At 68.4% G+C, this 17,407-nt stretch carries 16 protein-coding genes and 1 riboswitch; of the genes, 5 read left to right on the top strand and 11 right to left on the bottom strand.

The features are described from left to right. The first annotated feature begins 32 nt into the window (after positions 1–32). Together ACMV5O_RS04005 and ACMV5O_RS04000 are read left to right on the top strand one after the other, a co-directional pair. A complete protein-coding gene (locus ACMV5O_RS04005) occupies positions 33–941 on the top strand; it encodes a cobalamin-binding protein (RefSeq protein WP_416162268.1) in 909 nt (302 codons plus the stop codon). 86 nt (positions 942–1,027) lie between these two features. Further along, positions 1,028–2,059 carry an MBL fold metallo-hydrolase gene (locus ACMV5O_RS04000; RefSeq protein ID WP_416162267.1) on the top strand — a complete coding sequence of 344 codons (1,032 nt, stop codon included), beginning with the start codon at positions 1,028–1,030 and terminating at the stop codon, positions 2,057–2,059. A gap of 118 nt (positions 2,060–2,177) precedes the next feature. Here ACMV5O_RS04000 and ACMV5O_RS03995 read toward each other — a convergent pair whose 3' ends face one another. Next, positions 2,178–3,323: a M48 family metallopeptidase gene (locus ACMV5O_RS03995; RefSeq protein WP_416162266.1), complete on the bottom strand. Its 1,146-nt coding sequence runs from the start codon at positions 3,321–3,323 to the stop codon at positions 2,178–2,180. 306 nt (positions 3,324–3,629) lie between these two features. Here ACMV5O_RS03995 and ACMV5O_RS03990 point away from each other — a divergent pair, with 306 nt between their 5' ends. After that, the gene (locus ACMV5O_RS03990) at positions 3,630–5,216 is read left to right on the top strand and encodes a DEAD/DEAH box helicase (protein WP_416162265.1); all 1,587 of its coding nucleotides are present in this window, start codon (positions 3,630–3,632) and stop codon (positions 5,214–5,216) included. A 145-nt stretch (positions 5,217–5,361) separates the two neighbouring features. Continuing rightward, positions 5,362–6,657, top strand: a complete 1,296-nt coding sequence (locus tag ACMV5O_RS03985) for an acetyl-CoA hydrolase/transferase family protein (protein ID WP_416162264.1) — start codon at positions 5,362–5,364, stop codon at positions 6,655–6,657. Positions 6,658–6,709: 52 nt separating this feature from the next. On the opposite strand, the gene ACMV5O_RS03980 is transcribed toward ACMV5O_RS03985, so the two are convergent. The 3 genes from ACMV5O_RS03980 to ACMV5O_RS03970 form a co-directional block, all read right to left on the bottom strand. Continuing rightward, complete coding sequence (locus tag ACMV5O_RS03980) at positions 6,710–7,144, bottom strand: CBS domain-containing protein (protein WP_416162263.1); 435 nt, start codon at positions 7,142–7,144, stop codon at positions 6,710–6,712. A 243-nt stretch (positions 7,145–7,387) separates the two neighbouring features. Beyond that, the gene (gene asd / locus ACMV5O_RS03975) at positions 7,388–8,245 is read right to left on the bottom strand and encodes an archaetidylserine decarboxylase (RefSeq protein ID WP_416162262.1); all 858 of its coding nucleotides are present in this window, start codon (positions 8,243–8,245) and stop codon (positions 7,388–7,390) included. 137 nt (positions 8,246–8,382) lie between these two features. Then, the gene (locus ACMV5O_RS03970; RefSeq protein WP_416162336.1) at positions 8,383–8,988 is read right to left on the bottom strand and encodes a LysE/ArgO family amino acid transporter; all 606 of its coding nucleotides are present in this window, start codon (positions 8,986–8,988) and stop codon (positions 8,383–8,385) included. A 119-nt stretch (positions 8,989–9,107) separates the two neighbouring features. On the opposite strand from ACMV5O_RS03970, the gene ACMV5O_RS03965 reads away from it, so the two are divergent. Further along, positions 9,108–9,992: a LysR family transcriptional regulator ArgP gene (locus tag ACMV5O_RS03965; RefSeq protein ID WP_416162261.1), complete on the top strand. Its 885-nt coding sequence runs from the start codon at positions 9,108–9,110 to the stop codon at positions 9,990–9,992. A 9-nt stretch (positions 9,993–10,001) separates the two neighbouring features. Here the strand turns inward: ACMV5O_RS03965 and cobA are convergent, their stop codons facing one another. From cobA to ACMV5O_RS03930, 7 genes are all read right to left on the bottom strand, one after another. After that, positions 10,002–10,853, bottom strand: a complete 852-nt coding sequence (gene cobA, locus ACMV5O_RS03960) for a uroporphyrinogen-III C-methyltransferase (protein ID WP_416162260.1) — start codon at positions 10,851–10,853, stop codon at positions 10,002–10,004. Positions 10,854–10,855: 2 nt separating this feature from the next. Further along, positions 10,856–11,464 (bottom strand): cob(I)yrinic acid a,c-diamide adenosyltransferase, encoded by a 609-nt coding sequence (gene cobO / locus ACMV5O_RS03955; protein ID WP_416162259.1) that lies wholly within the window; start codon positions 11,462–11,464, stop codon positions 10,856–10,858. After that, a complete protein-coding gene (locus ACMV5O_RS03950; protein ID WP_416162258.1) occupies positions 11,461–12,831 on the bottom strand; it encodes a type II toxin-antitoxin system HipA family toxin in 1,371 nt (456 codons plus the stop codon). Before ACMV5O_RS03950 ends, cobO begins: the two co-directional genes overlap by 4 nt. Further along, positions 12,825–13,064 carry a helix-turn-helix domain-containing protein gene (locus tag ACMV5O_RS03945; protein ID WP_416162257.1) on the bottom strand — a complete coding sequence of 80 codons (240 nt, stop codon included), beginning with the start codon at positions 13,062–13,064 and terminating at the stop codon, positions 12,825–12,827. The genes ACMV5O_RS03950 and ACMV5O_RS03945 overlap by 7 nt, the downstream gene beginning before the upstream one ends. A 107-nt stretch (positions 13,065–13,171) precedes the next feature. Continuing rightward, the gene (locus ACMV5O_RS03940) at positions 13,172–13,978 is read right to left on the bottom strand and encodes an ABC transporter ATP-binding protein (RefSeq protein ID WP_416162256.1); all 807 of its coding nucleotides are present in this window, start codon (positions 13,976–13,978) and stop codon (positions 13,172–13,174) included. 19 nt (positions 13,979–13,997) lie between these two features. Beyond that, on the bottom strand, positions 13,998–14,951 hold the full coding sequence (locus ACMV5O_RS03935; protein ID WP_416162255.1) for a FecCD family ABC transporter permease: 954 nt from the start codon (positions 14,949–14,951) through the stop codon (positions 13,998–14,000). A gap of 63 nt (positions 14,952–15,014) precedes the next feature. Beyond that, positions 15,015–16,976: a TonB-dependent receptor gene (locus ACMV5O_RS03930; protein WP_416162254.1), complete on the bottom strand. Its 1,962-nt coding sequence runs from the start codon at positions 16,974–16,976 to the stop codon at positions 15,015–15,017. Positions 16,977–17,109: 133 nt separating this feature from the next. Continuing rightward, positions 17,110–17,346: riboswitch (cobalamin riboswitch) on the bottom strand. Positions 17,347–17,407 lie beyond the last annotated feature (61 nt).

The raw sequence follows: 17,407 nt of genomic DNA, 5'->3' as shown, positions 1-17,407 counted from the left end.
TTCTCCCGCCTCGGACCCGACTGTCGCCCCTCATGCTCAGCCTGGCGCTGCTCGCCGGCACCAGCCTGCCTGTGCAGGCGCAGATCACGCTCACCGATGACACTGGCCAGACGCTGCGGCTCGACAAGGCCGCCACCCGCATCGTCAGCCTCGCCCCCCACGTCACCGAGCTGCTGTTCGCGGCCGGCGCCGGGGAGCGCGTGGTCGGTGTCGTCGCCTACAGCGACTTCCCGCCCGAGGCGAGGCAACTGCCCCAGGTGGGCAGCTACAACCAGGTGGACCTCGAGGCCGTGCTCGCCCTGCGCCCCGATCTCATCGTGGGATGGAAGAGCGGCAACCGCGAACAGCACCTCGAGCGCCTGCGCGCGCTCGGCATCGCCGTGTGGATCAATGAGCCGCGCAGCCTGGACGATGTCGCCCGCAGCATCGAAGCCCTCGGCACGCTCGCCGGCAGCACGGCCGTGGCCCAGGCGAACGCCGACGCCTTCCGTCGGCGCCATGCCGGCCTCAAGGCCGACTACAGCGAACGGCCCACGGTGCGCACCTTCTACCAGATCTGGGACCGGCCGCTGATGACGGTCAATGACGAGCATGTGATCGCCGACGTGATCCGCCTGTGCGGAGGGCAGAACGTATTCGGCAGTCTGGCGCAACTGGCACCGACGATCGCCGTCGAGAGCGTGCTCGCGGCCAATCCGGAGGCCATCGTCGCCAGCGGCATGGACGAGGCGCGGCCGGAGTGGCTGGATCAGTGGAAACGCTGGCCGGCGCTGGCGGCGACGGCGGCGGACAACCTGTTCTTCGTCCCGCCCGATCTGATCCAGCGCCACACGCCGCGCCTGCTCGACGGCGCCGAGGCGTTGTGTGCGCATCTGGAGACGGCGCGCAGCCGCCGCACGGCGTCCGGCGCAGCGCACCCGGCGCCCGCCGGCACGCGCTGAGCGGCGCCGCAGCACGTGCCGGCGCGCAATCAATCAGCTTTCTATAATATTCTGGTCATTCACCGCGACCACCGCCGGAGACCGCCATGACCCTGCCCGCCCACCGCCCGTCTCGCCGTCAATTCCTGAGGGCCGGCCTCGGCCTCGCAACGGCCGCCGGGCTGGCCAGCCACTGGCCGCAGCTGTCCGCCTTCGCCGCCGACATGGACGACTTCATCCGCGGCCCTGCGGTCCCCGACATCGCGCCGCAGCAGTTGTCGCCGCACGTGTGGATGATCTACTCCAAAGACGGTTTTCCGACCCCCGAGAACAAGGGCATGATGAGCAACATTACCTTCGTGATAACCCAGCGGGGCGTGGTGATGCTGGATCCGGGCGGCTCGGTGCAGATTGGCGAGATGGCGCTGCGCATGATCCGCAGCGTCATCGACAAGCCGGTGGTGGCGATCTTCAACACCCACTACCACGGCGACCACTGGCTGGCCAACCATGCCTTCGAGGACGCTTACGGCAAGGACCTGCCGATCTACGCCCATGCGGTGACCCGGCGCGAGATCCTCGGCGTGCAGGGCAACTTGTGGCACAGCCTGATGGAGCGCTGGACCAACCAGGCCACGGCGGGCACGCGCATCGTGGCGCCCAACCACGAGGTCGCCCACGGCGACGAGTTCGACTTCGGCGACGTGAGCCTGCGCATCCATCACTACGGCCTCGCCCACACCCCGGGCGACATCTGCATCGAGGTCGTGGAGGACGCGCTCACCCACGTCGGCGACGTCGCCATGGACCGCCGCATCGCCAACATGGACGACGGCTCCTACGTCGGCACCTTCCACTTCTACGACGAACTCGAAAAGAACGCGCCCTCGCGCATCTGGGTGCCCGGTCACGGCCGCCCGAGCGGCGAGGTGCTGGCCTGGAACCGCGAACTGTTCGAAGGCATCTACGAGAACTGCGTGCGCGCGGTGGAGGACGGTGCGGACATGGCCAGCGCGCGGACCCGGGTGCTGGCCGATCCGCGCGTAGCCGGCAAGGCGACCGACACCGCCGGCTTCGAGACCAACATCGGCAAGTACGTCAGCCTGGCCTATCTCGAAGCGGAGAAGGAAGCCTTCTGAGCATCCCAAGCCCCCGCGAGCGGCGGAAGACCTTCGCAAAGAAAACAACAGATTGCAGAACGTTTTCTTGAGAGGGCCGCCCCGCGCTGCGAGGCGGCACCCGGACGCCCGTCGCCGCTCAGACGCCCGCGGCCTCGCCCTCGTCGGGGACCAGCATCGGGTGGCGCTCGATGCGGCTCACTTCCCACCAGGCACGGTCGAAGATCCACGCCAGGCTCGGCAGCAGGGCGCGGAAGAAATGCTCGGCGGCCGACGCGCCGGCCTGCGGCTGCGGGTCGACCGTCACCCGCAGCGCGCACAGGCGGCGCTGCAGCGAAGGGTGGAAGGCGTCGCCGCGGCCGCGGGCGTCGGCAAGCTCGCGCGAACGGGCGATCATCGCCTGCGCATAGCCGGCAGCCACGCCATGCCCCATCTCGCGGAATGGTCTCACCCGCGAGGCGTCGTCGGCCGAGCGCAGCGCCTGCACCCGCGGCCAGTAGTCGTGCTGCAGAAAATGTGCCTTGCGGCTGAGCTCGATCAGGGTCTCGCCGAGCAGCAGCGGCCCGACCAGCATGGCTGCACGTGCATCGGCCTCGAGCTCCTCGACCCGGGCCAGGCGCAGCATGTCGTGAAAGAAGCGCGCCGCGTGGCGACCAAGCAGCGAATCCCCCTCCGCGGCATCGCCCAGCAGGGTGTCGAGCACACGCGCCCACCACGCCCGCGCATAGCCCCCCCAGCCGCCCCAGCCCCGCCGTTGCGCGGCGATGTGGCCGAACTCATGAGCCAGCACGGCGGCGAACTGCAGCGCCGACAGGCTGTGCACCAGCGGCAGGCCGACCAGTAGCTCGGTGCGCAGCGGCCCGAACAGGCCGAAGCGCGGCCGCTGCACGACCGCGGCATTGACCTCGTCGGTGATGTGCACATGGTCGATCGCCGGCACGCCGGCGCGCTCGGCAAGCTCATCGAGGAGATGAAAGAATTCCTCCGCCGCGGGCCGCGGCAGGCGAATACCCCGCGCCTGCGGAGCGGGACGCAACAGCGCATGCAAGGCGGCAAGGGCGATGGCGGCACAGCCCAGCCCGGCGCCCACCCACATCAGCGTGGCCAGCGGCCGCCCGCCACCGATCGCCTCCCAGGCCGACCATGCGCAGACGGCGACGGCAGAGACCAGCAACAGCGCCAGCGCCAGCAGGGCGAGCAGGCCGGCGGCCGCGCACCCGCTAAGCCTGCGCGCGAGCCGCGCACGCAGGCGGATGACACTGAGACGGGGTTCGAAGTCGTGCATGCGTATCCTGGCCCCTTGATTGAAACGCGGCAGCAGTGTAACGAAGTTTTGCGCGCACTGCAGCATGAAGGGGGCTCAGGCCGGGAGCACACGCGGTGGCGGATGCCGCCGTGACCCGAAATGCCTCGCCATTCCTGCGCCAAGCGCTTATAGTGCGCACGCGCTGCGAATGTACCGATCCGTCGCAGTGTCTCCTGAAACGATCCGCGCGACCGCAGCGCGTGCTGTGTTGCGGCCCGGATCCCTTCCCGCCGTCTGGATAGGTATCGCACCAATGGGTGTGGTGGACGTGCGCTGGACCATCAAATGAATTCCGAAGTGACTTTCGCCAGCCTCGGGCTGGCCGAACCCTTGCTGCGCGCCATTGGCGAAGCCGGCTACACCACCCCCACGCCGATCCAGGCCCAGGCCATTCCGCAGGTGCTCAACGGCGGCGACCTGCTGGCCGCCGCCCAGACCGGCACCGGCAAGACCGCCGGCTTCACGCTGCCGCTGCTGCACATGCTGGCGGCCACCCATGCGCATCCGCACCCGCCCGGCCGCCCGCGCTGCCTCATCCTCACGCCGACGCGCGAACTCGCCGCCCAGGTGGAGGAATCGGTCAAGACCTACGGCAAGCATCTGCCGCTCAGCTCGCTGGTGATGTTCGGTGGCGTCAATATCAACCCGCAGATCGCGGCGCTGAAGAAGCGCGTCGATATCCTGGTCGCCACCCCTGGCCGCCTGCTGGATCACGTCGGCCAGCGCACGCTCGACCTGTCGGGGGTCGAGATCCTGGTGCTGGACGAAGCCGACCGCATGCTCGACATGGGCTTCATCCGCGACATCCGCAAGATCCTCGCCCTGCTGCCGAAGAAGCGCCAGAACCTGCTCTTCTCGGCCACCTTCTCGGACGAGATCCGCGAGCTTGCCAGCGGCCTGCTGCACAATCCGGGCACCGTCGAGGTCGCCGCGCGCAACACCACCGCCGAGCGTGTCGACCAGGCGGTCTACGAGGTCGACCAGAAGCACAAGCGCGAACTGCTCGCCCATCTGATGAAGGAAAAGCAGTGGTTCCAGGCGCTCGTGTTCACCCGCACCAAGCACGGCGCCAACAAGCTCGCCGAGTACCTCAGCAAACATGAGATCCCGGCCGCCGCCATCCACGGCAACAAGAGCCAGGCGGCGCGCACGCGCGCGCTGGCCGAGTTCAAGGACGGCTCGCTGCCGGTGCTGGTAGCAACCGACATCGCCGCGCGCGGTCTGGACATCGACCAGTTGCCGCAGGTGGTCAACTTCGAGCTGCCCAACGTACCGGAAGACTACGTCCACCGCATCGGCCGCACTGGCCGCGCCGGCGCCGCCGGCAATGCCATCTCGCTGGTCGACCGTGAGGAGATCAAGCTGCTGACCGCGATCGAGCGCCTGATCAAGCGCCGCATCGAGCGCGCCACGGCCGAGGACTTCGTGCCCAGCGTGGGCGCCGCCGCCGCGCACGACGCCGACCACCGGCGCGATCCGCTACCGCGCCGTGGCGGTGGCCGCCCGGGCCAGGGTCAGGCGCGCAGTGCAGGCGCAGCCGATGCGCCGCGCAGCGGCAACCGCGCCCCGGCCGGCCGCGCTGCGGCCCCGGCCAAGCCTGTCGGGCGGCCGCAAGCGCCGCGTGCGCGCGGCGAGGTCGATGGCAACCGCGCACCGCGCAATGGCGACGCTCGCGTCGTCGACGGCAATCGTGCCGCGCCCCGACGTGCCGATGTCGACGGCAACCGCATCGACGTCAACCGCGGCACCGGCGGCCGGCGGCCCGAGGTCGATGGCAATCGCGCCCCCCAGGGCCAGGACCGCCGGCCAGGCGCCCGCCCTGCGCAGCGCGCCGCCCTGTTTGCCGCCAAGCCCGGCAACGGCAACCGCTGAACGCTCAGCGCCCCGGCAAGCCAGACACCGCCGCCCGGCCCATCGGAGCGGCGGTTTTTTTTCGCGCCGCCGTTTCCATACGTCGCAGTATGGAAACGCGTATAATCGGCCCTCACGAGCATCACGATCCGATCCAGGAGGAAGCATGAGTGCGCAGGCGCTTTACGAACAGAAACGCATGACGCCCGGCGACGCGGCCGAACTGATCCGTGACGGCGACGCCGTCGTCGTTCCCACCGGGGTCGGCGAGCCGCCCGTCCTGCTGCATGCGCTGTCCGAGCGCCGCCACAGCCTGCGCAAGGTCTCGGTGAGCCAGATCCTGCCGTTGCGCAAGTTCGCCTATCTCGACCCCGAGACGCGCGCCAACATCCGCCACGATGCCTATTTCTTCGGTGGCGCCACCCGCGCCGGCGGCCAGGCCGGCTGGGTGGATTTCATCCCGGCCTACTTCTCCGAACTGCCGATGCTGATCGAGCGCGGTCTGTCGCCGGCCGACGTCGTGGTGTCGATGGCCTCGCCGATGGACGAGCACGGCTACTTCAGCCTGTCACTGGCGCCCGACTACACCATGGCGGCGATCCGCCGCGCGCGCGTGGTGCTGCTCGAGGTGAACCCGAACGTGCCCTTCGCCAATGGCGACTGCCACGTGCACATCTCGCAGGTCAGCGGCCTGGTGGAAAGCGACGAGCCCTTGTTCGAGGTCGGCCTGCCGCAGATCGGCCCGGTGCAGGAGGCGATCGGCAAGTACGTCGCCGACCTCATCGACGACGGCGCCACCCTGCAGATCGGCTACGGCGGCATTCCCGACGCCGTCGTGATGCAGCTGCAGCACAAGCGCGATCTCGGCATCCACACCGAGATGATCGGCGACGGCATCCTGTCGCGGATCGAGTCGGGCGCGGTCACCAACCGCAAGAAGACCTTCATGCCCGGCAAGACGGTCGCCACCTTCGCCCTCGGCTCGCAGCGCCTGTACCGTCACCTGCACCGCAACCCTGCAGTGGAGATGCACCCGGTCGATTTCACCAACGACCCCTATATTGCGGCGCGCAACGACAGGCTGTGCGCGATCAACGCCACGCTGCAGATCGACCTGCTCGGCCAATGCGGCTCGGAAAGCCTGGGCCACCTGCCCTACTCGGGCACCGGCGGCCAGGTCGACTTCGTGCGTGCGGCCAACCGCTCGAAAGGCGGCAAGGCCTTCATCGTGCTGCCGTCGACGGCGAAGAACGACAGCGTGTCGCGCATCGCGCCGGTGCTGTCGCCGGGCACGCACGTGACCACCAGCAAGAACGACATCAGCTACGTGGTCACCGAACACGGCGTGGCCGAACTGCGCGGCAGGACCGCCAAGCAGCGCGCCGAGGCGCTGATCGGCATCGCCCACCCCGACTTCCGCGCCGAGCTGCGCGCGGCCGCGAGGAAGATGAACCTGCTGTGAGCGCAGCCGGCGCTGAGCCCGGCGGTGCCAGCGCAGTGCCGGTCCGAGCCAGTTACAGGATCACGGTGATTTCCTCGCGACGCAGCAGTTCGGCACCGAAATCGAGGGCATCGAGCGCCAGCGCATCGCGCGCCGTCACCACCCCGAGCGGACGCCGGTCGCCGTCGATGATCGGCACGTGGCGCACCCCGTTCTCGAACATCAGGTGCAGCGCGTGGCCAAAGGGCTTGTCCTCGGACAAGGTCTGCGGGTTGTGGGTCATGACCTCGCCGACCGGCGTGGTTTCGGGGTCGAGGCCGGCCGCAAGGACACGGAAGGTGGCATCGCGCTCGGTGAAGATGCCGGTGAGCACGCCATGCTCGGTGATAAGGGCGGCGCTGCAGTGCAGGTCCTGCATCATGCGGGTGACTTCGCGCACCGGGGTGTATACGGAGGCGCAGACGAAAGGACGATCGGAAAGGATCTGATGGATCGGGCGGCTGGGCATGATCTGTCTCCTGATGCTCTTGTGGAAAGGCACGGTTTACCAAGCTTCAACCGTGCCAGCTTTGCAGCCCGGCGAATGAGTCCGCACACGAGCCGCAAATAGTTGTTCTAGCACATCTTTTTGACAGAAAAATGACCTTGTGAGGATATTGCGTCGCAACATTCCCGACAAGGCATGCATCGCCAGCGTGCATCTGCCGATCCGTGCGCACAGCCGCGGTGCATTGACGGCACCGCGCGTGCCTCAGGCGTCCGCCGTCCTGCGCGCGGCCATGGCCTCGCCCATGCGCACCGGTCGCGCCGCCGCCCAGTCGCCGTCGAAGCGCAGCGCGCCCTTCGGGAACAGCATCACCACCGTGGAGCCGAGCAGGAAACGCCCCATCTCCTCGCCCTTGTCGAGGAAGACCTCGCCCTCGCCATAGCTGCGCTTTTCGATGTCGGGCCGGCGCGGCGGATTGACCACGCCGTGCCACACCGTCGCCATGCTGCCGACGATGGTGGCCCCCACCAGCACCATCACGAAGGGGCCGAAGTCGCCTTCGAACACGCACACGACGCGCTCGTTGCGCGCGAACAGGCCCGGCACGCCGCGCGCGGTCACCGGGTTCACCGAGAACAGCGCGCCCGGCACGTAGATCATCTGTGTCAGGCGGCCGGCGCAAGGCATGTGGATGCGGTGGTAGTCGCGCGGGCTGAGGTAGAGCGTGGCGAAATCGCCGTCCTCGAAACGCGCCGCAAGCGTAAGGTCGCCCCCCACGAGCGCCGCCGTCGAATAGAAGTGGCCCTTGGCCTGGAAGATCTGGTCGGCCTCGATCGGCCCGAACTGGCTGATCGCGCCATCCACCGGACACAGGAAGTCGGCCTCGGCCAGCGGCCGCGCGCCGGCGCGCAGCGGGCGGGTGAAGAATTCGTTGAAGCTTGCGTAGCCTGCCGGATCGGGGTTGGCGGCCTCGGCCATGTTGACCCCGTAACGCTTCACGAACCAGCGAATCACCGCTGTCGTAGCCCTGCCCCCTTCGAGACCGGCCAGCTTGCCGGCAAGCTGGGTGAGGAGGCGCTTGGGCAGGGCGTACTGCAGGGCGACGGCGAGACGGTCGGACACGGCGGGGATCCTGGGCGAGATGGGCGCGCGCTGCGCGAATGGCGGCATTATACCGAGCGCTCCCGCGCTGGCCGGGCGTGAAACACGCGCCTTAAAAGCGCCGCCCGACCCGCCCGCTCACTGCGCCGCGAAGCCGTTCACGCCAGCAGCAGCGAGGCGGCGATCCCCCACAGCATCAGCGCCACCAGCGCATCGAGCACGCGCCAGGCCGCCGGCCGCGAGAACAGCGGCACGAGCAGGCGGGCGCCGTAGCCGAGCAGCACGAACCACACGACCGAGGCGGTGATCGCGCCGGCGGCGAACAGCGGGCGCAGGTCCTCGGCCTGCTGGCTGCCGATCGAGCCGAGCAGCACGACGGTGTCGAGGTAGGCGTGCGGATTGAGCAGGCTGAAGCCGGCGGCGGCGAGCAGGGCCTGGCCGCGCGACAGCTGCGTGCGCGCGCCAAGCTCCGCGCGGATACCGCCGCGCAGGGCCGCGCGCAGCGAGCGGGCGCCGTACCACAGCAGGAAGGCCGCGCCGCCATAGCGCGCCACCGCCATCAGGTCGGGGTTGGCGGCGAACAAGGCGCCCAGCCCGGCGATGCCGACCAGGATCAGCGCCATGTCGCACAGCGCCGACACGCTCACCGTGAGCAGCACATGCTCGCCCCGCAGGCCCTGGCGCAGCACGTGCGCGTTCTGCGCGCCGATGGCCATGATCAGGCCGAGCGTCAGCGCGAAACCGTTGAAGAAGACGTTGCCCATACCGTTGCCCATGTCCCGCCCCGTTGTTGTTTGATTTGACCGTGAGGCGCGGACTGTAGGCGCCTGGGCGCCTTTCATTAAGTAGAATCGATTTAATTCAATTCTCTTCAAAATTACTAATGATCGATCACCGCCTGCTCGCCTTCGAGGCCGTGCTGCAGGAGGGCAGCTTCGAGCGCGCCGCGCGCCGTCTGGCGCTGACCCAGTCGGCCGTGTCGCAGCGCGTGAAGCTGCTCGAGGCCGAACTCGGCCAGGTGCTGCTGGTGCGCAGCAAACCTGTGCGCCCGACCCCCGCCGGCCGCCGCCTGCTGCCCTACCTGAGCCAGCTGCGCCTGATGGAGGCCGAGGCGCGGCGCGCGCTGTCGCCGGGCAGGCAGGACGGCCCGCTGCGCCTGGCGATCGGCGTCAATGCCGACACCCTCGCCACCTGGCTCCTGGCTGCAGTGGCCGAAGTCGTGCGCGAGGAGGGCCTGGTGCTCGACTGCGTGGTCGACGACCAGGACCACACCCACGCCCTGCTGGCCGACGGCGAGGTGCTGGGTTGCGTCTCCACCCGACCCGATCCGATCCGTGGCTGCGCGGTCGAGCGCCTCGGCGTGATGCCCTACCTGTGCGCGGGCGCGCCCGCCTTTCGCGCGCGCTGGTTCCCGCACGGGCTCACGCGCAGCGCGCTCGCCCGCGCGCCGGCCATCGTCTTCGGTCGCCACGACGACATGCACGACGTCTTTCTGCGGCGCCACTTCGGGCTGGATGCCGGCCAGTATCCGCGCCACGTCGTACCCTCGTCCGAGGGCTTCATGGCCTTCGCCGTCGCCGGCCTGGGTTACGGCTTCATCCCGGAGATCCAGGCGCGCGAACACCTGGCCCGCGGCGAGCTCGTCGATCTCGCGCCCGAGCGCGAGGACGTGGTGCTGTACTGGCACCACTGGCTGGTGCAGTCGCCGGTGATGGCGCGGCTGGCGCAGGCGATCGCGCACACCGCCGCGCAGGTGCTGCGCCAGTGAGCCTGACGCCTAGCGCCGGTCGCCCGCGCCATGCACCACGGCACAGCCGGCATGCGGCAGCGGCGAGGCCTGCGGCTGGTCCTGCGGCTCGAACCAGGCCAGCTTCGGGTACAGCCCGACCACGCTGCCGATGACGGTCAGCGAAGGCGGACGCACGCCCTCTTCCAGCACGCGCTGCGGCAGGGTGGCCAGGTCGGCCACCACCACGCGCTGGGCGTGGGTGGTGCCGCGCTCGATGACGCCGGCGGGGGTGGTCGGCGCCAGGCCGTGGGCGATGAACTGGGCGCAGATGTCGGCCAGGCGCGAGATGCCCATGTAGATCACCACCGTCTGCTGCGGGCGCGCCAGCATCGGCCAATCGAGGTCGACCTTGCCCGCCTTCAGGAAGCCGGTAGCGAACACCACCGACTGCGCATGCTCGCGGTGGGTGAGCGGGATCCCGGCGTAGGCGGACACGCCCGCTGCCGCCGTCACGCCGGGAATCACCTCGACGTGGATGCCGGCGTCGACCAGCACCTCCATCTCCTCGCCGCCGCGGCCGAAGATGAAGGGATCGCCGCCCTTCAGACGCACCACACGCTTGTTCTGCCGCGCCAGCTCTAGCAGCAACTGGTTGATCTCGTCCTGCGGCCGCGAATGGTCGGCGGCCTTCTTGCCGACGTAGATGCGCTCGGCCTGTGGCGGCGCGAGATCGAGGATGGCCGGCGCGACCAGGTTGTCGTACACGACGACATCCGCCCCCGCCACCAGGCGCGCGCCGCGCAGGGTGAACAGCTCGGGGTCGCCGGGGCCGGCGCCCACCAGATAGACACTGCCCGGCAGCGGACCAGGGCGATGCACCGCGAGGTCGGGGATGCTCATGCTTACCACTCCATGCCGGCCATCGCCTTCACCCCCGCGGCGAAGGCATGCTTGACCGGCGTCATGTCGGTGACGGTGTCGGCGGCCTCGACCAGCGCGGACGGCGCGCCACGGCCGGTGACCACCACGTGCTGCATCGTCGGTCGCGCCAGCAGGTCGGCGACGACGGTGTCGACTTCAAGATAGCGGTACTTGAGCGCGATGTTGAGCTCGTCGAGCACCACCAGGCCGATGCCCGGATCCTGAAGCAGGCTGCGTGCCAGCGCCCAGGCGGCTTGCGCGGTGGCGACGTCGCGCGCGCGATCCTGCGTCTCCCAGGTGAAGCCCTCGCCCATCACATGCCAGATGACGCCGGGCTGGGCGCGGAAGAAGGCCTCCTCGCCGGTGTCGGAGCGGCCCTTGATGAACTGCACCACGCCCACCTTCATGCCGTGGCCCAGCGCGCGCGCCACCAGGCCGAAGCCGGCGCTGGACTTGCCCTTGCCATTGCCGGTGTTGACCAGCAGCACGCCGCGCTCGGCCTGCGCCGCGGCGATCCTGTCGTCGATGAGGTCCTTCTTGCGCGCCATGCGCTCAGCGTGGCGGGTGTCGCGGTCGGTGTCCTGGGTCATGTCGATCCTGTGCTTCTGGTTTCGTTGTGTAGCCGAGTCGCGCTGGCACGCATGCCCGCGGCAATCGTGGTGAAAACCTCTTCGGGAAATCCCCGCGGCAGCTCGCCGCCAAGCCTTTCGAGCACCCCTTCGGTCTGCTCGAGCACCTCCTCGATGAGCTCCTCCATGTCGCTCCCGAGGCCGCACTTGTACGCCATCGCATTGAAGTGCCTGCGCTGGATGTCACGCAGGCGGTAATGGGCATTGCGTCCGCGCAGCGCCATGGCCAGACGCAAACGCGCCGGATCGAGCCGGTTCCCCCCCACCCCCGCAATCGGCCACGCCGACAGCACGTCATACAAGGGCGCGAGCCGGTAGCGCCCGCCTGCAAGCAGAAAGATCGAGAAATTCTTCGCATGCCCATCGGTGGCGGCCAGCATCCAGAACAGCAACTGTGCTTTCAGCACCGTGCGCAGATCGCCGTCGCGGCGCTCGGAGCCCTGCAGGATGCGCGCAAGGTCGAGCAAGCCCGGGCCGCCATCGGCCTCGTACTTGAGCGCGGGCGGCGTTCCGGTGGCCTGGCAGAAATCTTCCTGCGGCAGGCGCAGCCAATAGTCGCCAGTGCTGGCCAGGCGGCGGTCGAAACGCTCGACCACAAGCACCTTCTGGGCACAGAACTGCTCGATCTGGCAGCTCGCCACCGGCAGCCCGAACGCGGCCAGCAGCCGGGCACACAGCCATTCGTTCTCGACCGAGGTGCGCATGTCCGCTTGCCGGTTGCCCACCAGGCCGAGCGGCAACTTGAAGATGTGCGTGGTCGGCGTCGCCCCGAGCGGTCGACACCAGCGCCCTTCGTGAAGGGTGAGCGCGGTCTTCTCCTGCGCGCCAGCGATCGAGATGCGGAAATCGTCCAACGTCGTCGTCTCGCCGAAGGCGTGTGCCGGCGCGACGGCCGCGCGCAGCAGGCGCTCGACATCGGCCTCATCAAGCGGCACCACGTCGATCCTGAATACGTCTTCCGGCCCCTGGCCCTCGGGCAGCAACTGGACCGCGCCCACGCAATCACGCCCGATCGCCCCCAGCAGCTCGAAGGCGCCCTTTCCCGACGTGCGAAAACGGGCCTGCAGCCGCGCGCGGATCTGCTCGCTGTCGGGCAGCAGGTTGTCGAAGTAATTGCGCACCCGCGCACCGCGCAGCGGCGCTGCGGCCGCATCGAGCGGCATCGGCAGGGAGAGCGACAGAGGGCGCGCCTCGGGCGACTCGATCCAGCTCGGCGCGTAGCGGAATCGGTCCTCGCCCTGCGCCGTCACCTGCCACTGGCCGACCCGCTGCCCATTGATCCAGACATCGAGCGCGCGTGCCTGCGCGCGGCGCCCCGCGGTTACCATTCGCGCTCCGCCTCGACGGCTTTTCGGTCGCCAAGCGTCAGCTCCAGCCCGAGCACGCCAGCGAGCGCGAGCAGGCGGTCCAAGGTGAGGCGCTCGGGGCGCGTCTCCAGCTCGGAGAGCCGGTTCTGGCTGATGCCAAGCCGCGCCGCGACCTCGGCCTGCGACAGGCCGAGCGCCTTGCGGCGCCCGACGAACAAAGCGGCGGCCTGTTCCGGCGAGTAAAGTCTGGGCATGGTCTTGTATCGCTGATCCCGATATACCCAGGATATCGATTTTCCCGATAAATGCAAGAAATCGGAATCGCCGATAATCTCGGCTCCCGGATCCCGCGGCCGCCGCATCAATCCGGCACGAACACCACCCGCCCGTCATGCTCGAAGCGGCGCAGCGGGTGGCCGAAGGCCTGGCCGAGCAGGTCGGCGCGCAGCACGGTATCGCGGTCGCCGGCAATCACGCCGCCGCGGCCGTCGAGCAGGATGATGTGGTCAGCGTAGCGCGCGGCGAGGTTGATGTCGTGCAGCACCAGCACGCTGCCGCGGCTGGCGCCGTCCTCGCGCACCAGGCGCTGGAACAGCTCGAGGGCGGCGATCTGGTGGTGCAGGTCGAGGTGATTGAGCGGCTCGTCGAGCAGGAACAGCCGCGGCGCCTGCGTCAGCAGGGTCGCGATCGCCACCCGCTGGCGCTCGCCGCCGGACAGGGTCTGCACGTCGCGCTGCTCGAACCCGGCGAGCCCCACGGCCTCCAGCGCCTGGCGCGCGATCGCCACGTCCGCCGCCCCTTCCCAGCCCCAGCGCCCGAGATGCGGATGGCGGCCGACCAGCACCGTCTCGAGCACGCCAGCGGCGAAGGGGTCGGGCTGCTGCTGGGCGAGCAGGCCGCGAAAGCGCGCCGTCTCCAGCGCCGGCCAGGCCGCGTAGGGCAGGCCACCGAGCCGCACCTGGCCCACCGTGGGTTCGCGCAGGCCGGCCAGCGTGTGCAGCAGCGTGGTCTTGCCGGCGCCATTGGGGCCGAGCAGGACCAGGCACTCGCCGGCCGCCAGGCTGAGGCTGAACTCGCAGCACAGCCAGCGCTCGCCCACCTTGAGCGCGAGGCGCTCGGCCTCGAGCAGCGGGGCATCGTCGACGGGCAGGCGGCGGGCGGCGGTCATCACAACTCCGGCGCGCCCTTCAGCGCGGCCTCCGCGACAACAGGAACAGGAAGACCGGCACGCCGATCAGCGCGGTGAGCACGCCCACCGGCAGCTGCTGCGGTGCAAGCACCGTGCGCGCCGCGGTATCGGCCAGGGTCAGCAGCGTGCCGCCAACCAGCGCCGCGGCGGGGATCAGCACGCGCTGGTCGTTGCCCAGGATCAGGCGCACCAGGTGGGGCACGATCAGGCCGACGAAGCCGACCGAGCCGATCAGCGTCACCGCGCTCGCGGTCAGCAGCGAGGCGAGCACATATAGGCCCATGCGCAGCCGCTCCACGCGCACGCCCAGCGCGCGCGCGCTGAGTTCGCCGCGCGCCAGCACGTTGAGGTCGCGCGCGACGGGCATCACCGCCAGCAGCGCCAGCACCAGCACCCCCACCGCCGGCCACGGCCGCGCCGCCACGCTGGCATCGCCCATCATCCAGAACAGCATCGACATCACCCGCGTGTCCGGCGCCAGCGCCAGCATCATCGACACCGCCGCGCCACAGCCGGCGGCGACGATGATGCCGGTGAGCAGCAGCCGCGTCTGCGTCCAGCTGCCGTCGCCGTGGGCGAGGCCGAACACCACCAGCATCGCGGTGAGCGCACCGGCAAAGGCAAAGGCATCGACCCAGAACGCCGCCGCCCCGAGCGTGATCGCCCCCAGCGCGCCGACCGCCGCGCCACCCGAGATGCCGAGGATGTAGGGGTCGGCGAGCGGGTTGCGCAGCAGCACCTGCATCAGCGCGCCGGCGGTGGCGAGCAGGCCGCCGCAGGCGAAGGTGGCGATGGCGCGGGGGAGGCGGAGTTCGAGGATGATGGCAGCGGCGTCCACATCCCCCTTACCGCCGAGCGCGCGCAGCACATCCAAGAAAGGCACCACCAAACTGCCTGCGCTCACGGCGAGCAGGATGGCGCCAACGGCCGCGGAGAGAAGGACGGCCAGCACCAGGACTAGTCGTTGCCGATCAGGCAAGCCTCTACCCTCTTTGTCTTGCGCGCAGCCAGCCCATCAGAAAGTGAGCCGCGCGCCTACGCGCCAGGTGCGTTCGAAGTCGATAGGGTAGACGCGATCACCACTCCAACTTTCCAGGAACAACCCGTTTTCGCGATCGAAGAGGTTGCTCACCGCGCCGTAGAGTTCCACGCCCTTAGTCAGTTGGTGTCGATACGCGAGATCGGTGGATTGGTAAGCGCGCTGCTTTTCCGCGTTCCTGTTGTCGAAGTCACCATCGGCGTACGCTTTGCTCCGCCATACATGCGAGACGTTCAGACTGCCGTTTTCGGCCACGCGGAAGTTGAGACCCGCAACCAGGCTGTGCCGCGACACCCCCGGCAGATCCTTACCATCGTAGGCGCCACCTCCATCGGCTTCACGGTCGATTCTCGCCAGCGTCCAAGCGTAGTTCAGCAGTACGGCCGCGGTCGGCGTCACCTGGAAGCTGTTCTGCACCTCGAAACCATATTTGTGCGACTTGTCGATATTGGTGTTGTTGTAGGACGTAGGCTCAAGATAGATCTCATTCTTCAGACGGGCGTAGAAGAGCGCGGCCTTCAACCGGTTGCGCTCAGTGAAGTGGTTAAGCCCGAGGGTCAGCGTACGGGTCTTCGCAGGCTCGATGAAACCGTTAAAGCTCTTGCCGACAAACTGATACAGGGGAGGCGGGCCGTATATGCTCTTGAAAAAGCGGTCGATATCCGGCGCCAGGAAGGCGTCGCTATAGCTAGCAAATACCGATAGAGCAGGGTCGACGCGATAGTTCGCACCGGCCTCCCATGAGGTCAGACGCTCCTCCTCCCCTAGTGCCGCACCCAAGACAGGCTTGTAGCCGTACTCAACGTGTTCCCGACGGACACCGGCCGACAGGGTGAGTCGGTCGAGAACATATTGCCCATGCAGAAACCAGCCCAAGTTCTCCTTCGTGGTCACCCCGTCCGGATCGACACGCTCGCCATCGAAGCGCTGCACACCCGTGTTCACTGCTAGGCCACCCCGCTGAAACTGCAGCGCAAGCTCGTCAGCGAGGTACCTGTACTCGGATTCCGGAGACGGCACGTACGCGGAACTCTTCTCCTCGTCCTGATGGCGAGCGGTGACCCGCCACTCGGGACTCAGCACATAGTCTGCACCGAGACTCCAGTGCTCAGCATCGAACCTCTGGCGGGTGTAGTTGCCACCGTTGTTCACTGCCGGATCAGCGCGAAACTGAGCCAACGACAGCGAACTCGGATACCGCGTGTCAATTCTGGATGCGCCCGCCTCGAAGTCGAGGCGCAGCCCGTCAGTCGGCTTCACACCTGTAGCCACTCGCCAGGTATTGGCCTCCGACTGGTCACGATGCCCGGACGGATCCTTGTCGCTGAAACCACCGAATTTGCCGTGGTCCAAGGTCGCGGAAAAGTCGAACCGATCGCGCACGATACCCGCCGTAGCCACGCCACCACGCGTACCGTAATTCCCTGCATAGGCGTCCAGGCGCACACCTTCGCGTGGCTTGGTGTAGATCTGAATGGTCCCGGCCGTAGCTCCATCGCCGTACAGCACGGCGCCGCTACCCTTCGTGATCTCGATGCGATCGATGTCTGCAAGAGCAATCGATCCAATTAGTTGCGGCACCATGTCGATGTTGTTGAGCCTGCGGCCATCGACCGAAACGACAACGTTCTGATGCCCGTTCGCGCTGCCGTAGCCACGCATGCTGATTTGCGGCGTATAACGGTTGCCATAACTCGGCGTTACCTGGAGCGAGGTTTGCAGCGCCAGATAGTCGTAGAGCGAGTTCGCACCCGAGCGCTCGATGGCCTCGCGGGTATGCACTTCGGACGCATAGGGCGCATCTTGGTCCTGCATGTCGATGCGGGTAGCGGAAACGACCACGGGCGCGGCAGTGCGCTCCTGTGCGAACGCCGTCGGGGCGGAAAACGAGAGCGCTGCGGGCACGGAAAGCGCCGCAGCGACAAGACGGATCTTCATTGTTCGTACTCCCTTCGCCATGCCGTGCGTCCCCGCACACCATGGCAACTTCACATGGACGCACCGCGAGCCAGGTAGAACCGAAGAGAGTAGGAAGAAGCCACCACGCCCGTCGCCGCCACCCCGCGGCACATCCGCCAATTCGCGTTCCGGCCGGTCTCCGGGCTCGTGCGCTGTGCCGGCGGGGCCGGACGGGTGGATCGCCTTCCCGGGAGAGCATTCCCAGTGGCTGCATGACACACCTTGCGCGCACTTACCGTTGCGGGGGCAGCACAGGCATTGCGGCCTCGTTTGCGAGGGGCCGCGCACCTGTTTCCCGTTTAACCCTGGGCGAGAAACGCCCGCGGGCACCGATAACGCGCTGCCCCTTCCAGGGCAGTGGGGGCGGATGATACCGTACGGCCGCGTATCGTGCACTGCAATAAAATACA

The sequence above is a fragment of the Thauera sp. WH-1 genome (assembly GCF_047806685.1).
In the GTDB taxonomy this organism is placed as follows: Bacteria; Pseudomonadota; Gammaproteobacteria; order Burkholderiales; family Rhodocyclaceae; genus Thauera.
Note: the sequence above shows the minus strand (reverse complement) of the source record. Positions and strands in the feature narration are given on the sequence as shown.

Coding starts and splice junctions, on each gene's coding strand:
- ACMV5O_RS04005 (WP_416162268.1), top strand. CDS start 33: ATGCTCAGCCTGGCGCTGCTCGCCGGCACCAGCCTGCCTGTGCAGGCG.
- ACMV5O_RS04000 (WP_416162267.1), top strand. CDS start 1,028: ATGACCCTGCCCGCCCACCGCCCGTCTCGCCGTCAATTCCTGAGGGCC.
- ACMV5O_RS03995 (WP_416162266.1), bottom strand. CDS start 3,323: ATGCACGACTTCGAACCCCGTCTCAGTGTCATCCGCCTGCGTGCGCGG.
- ACMV5O_RS03990 (WP_416162265.1), top strand. CDS start 3,630: ATGAATTCCGAAGTGACTTTCGCCAGCCTCGGGCTGGCCGAACCCTTG.
- ACMV5O_RS03985 (WP_416162264.1), top strand. CDS start 5,362: ATGAGTGCGCAGGCGCTTTACGAACAGAAACGCATGACGCCCGGCGAC.
- ACMV5O_RS03980 (WP_416162263.1), bottom strand. CDS start 7,144: ATGCCCAGCCGCCCGATCCATCAGATCCTTTCCGATCGTCCTTTCGTC.
- ACMV5O_RS03970 (WP_416162336.1), bottom strand. CDS start 8,988: ATGGGCAACGTCTTCTTCAACGGTTTCGCGCTGACGCTCGGCCTGATC.
- ACMV5O_RS03965 (WP_416162261.1), top strand. CDS start 9,108: ATGATCGATCACCGCCTGCTCGCCTTCGAGGCCGTGCTGCAGGAGGGC.
- cobA (WP_416162260.1), bottom strand. CDS start 10,853: ATGAGCATCCCCGACCTCGCGGTGCATCGCCCTGGTCCGCTGCCGGGC.
- cobO (WP_416162259.1), bottom strand. CDS start 11,464: ATGACCCAGGACACCGACCGCGACACCCGCCACGCTGAGCGCATGGCG.
- ACMV5O_RS03950 (WP_416162258.1), bottom strand. CDS start 12,831: ATGGTAACCGCGGGGCGCCGCGCGCAGGCACGCGCGCTCGATGTCTGG.
- ACMV5O_RS03945 (WP_416162257.1), bottom strand. CDS start 13,064: ATGCCCAGACTTTACTCGCCGGAACAGGCCGCCGCTTTGTTCGTCGGG.
- ACMV5O_RS03940 (WP_416162256.1), bottom strand. CDS start 13,978: ATGACCGCCGCCCGCCGCCTGCCCGTCGACGATGCCCCGCTGCTCGAG.
- ACMV5O_RS03930 (WP_416162254.1), bottom strand. CDS start 16,976: ATGAAGATCCGTCTTGTCGCTGCGGCGCTTTCCGTGCCCGCAGCGCTC.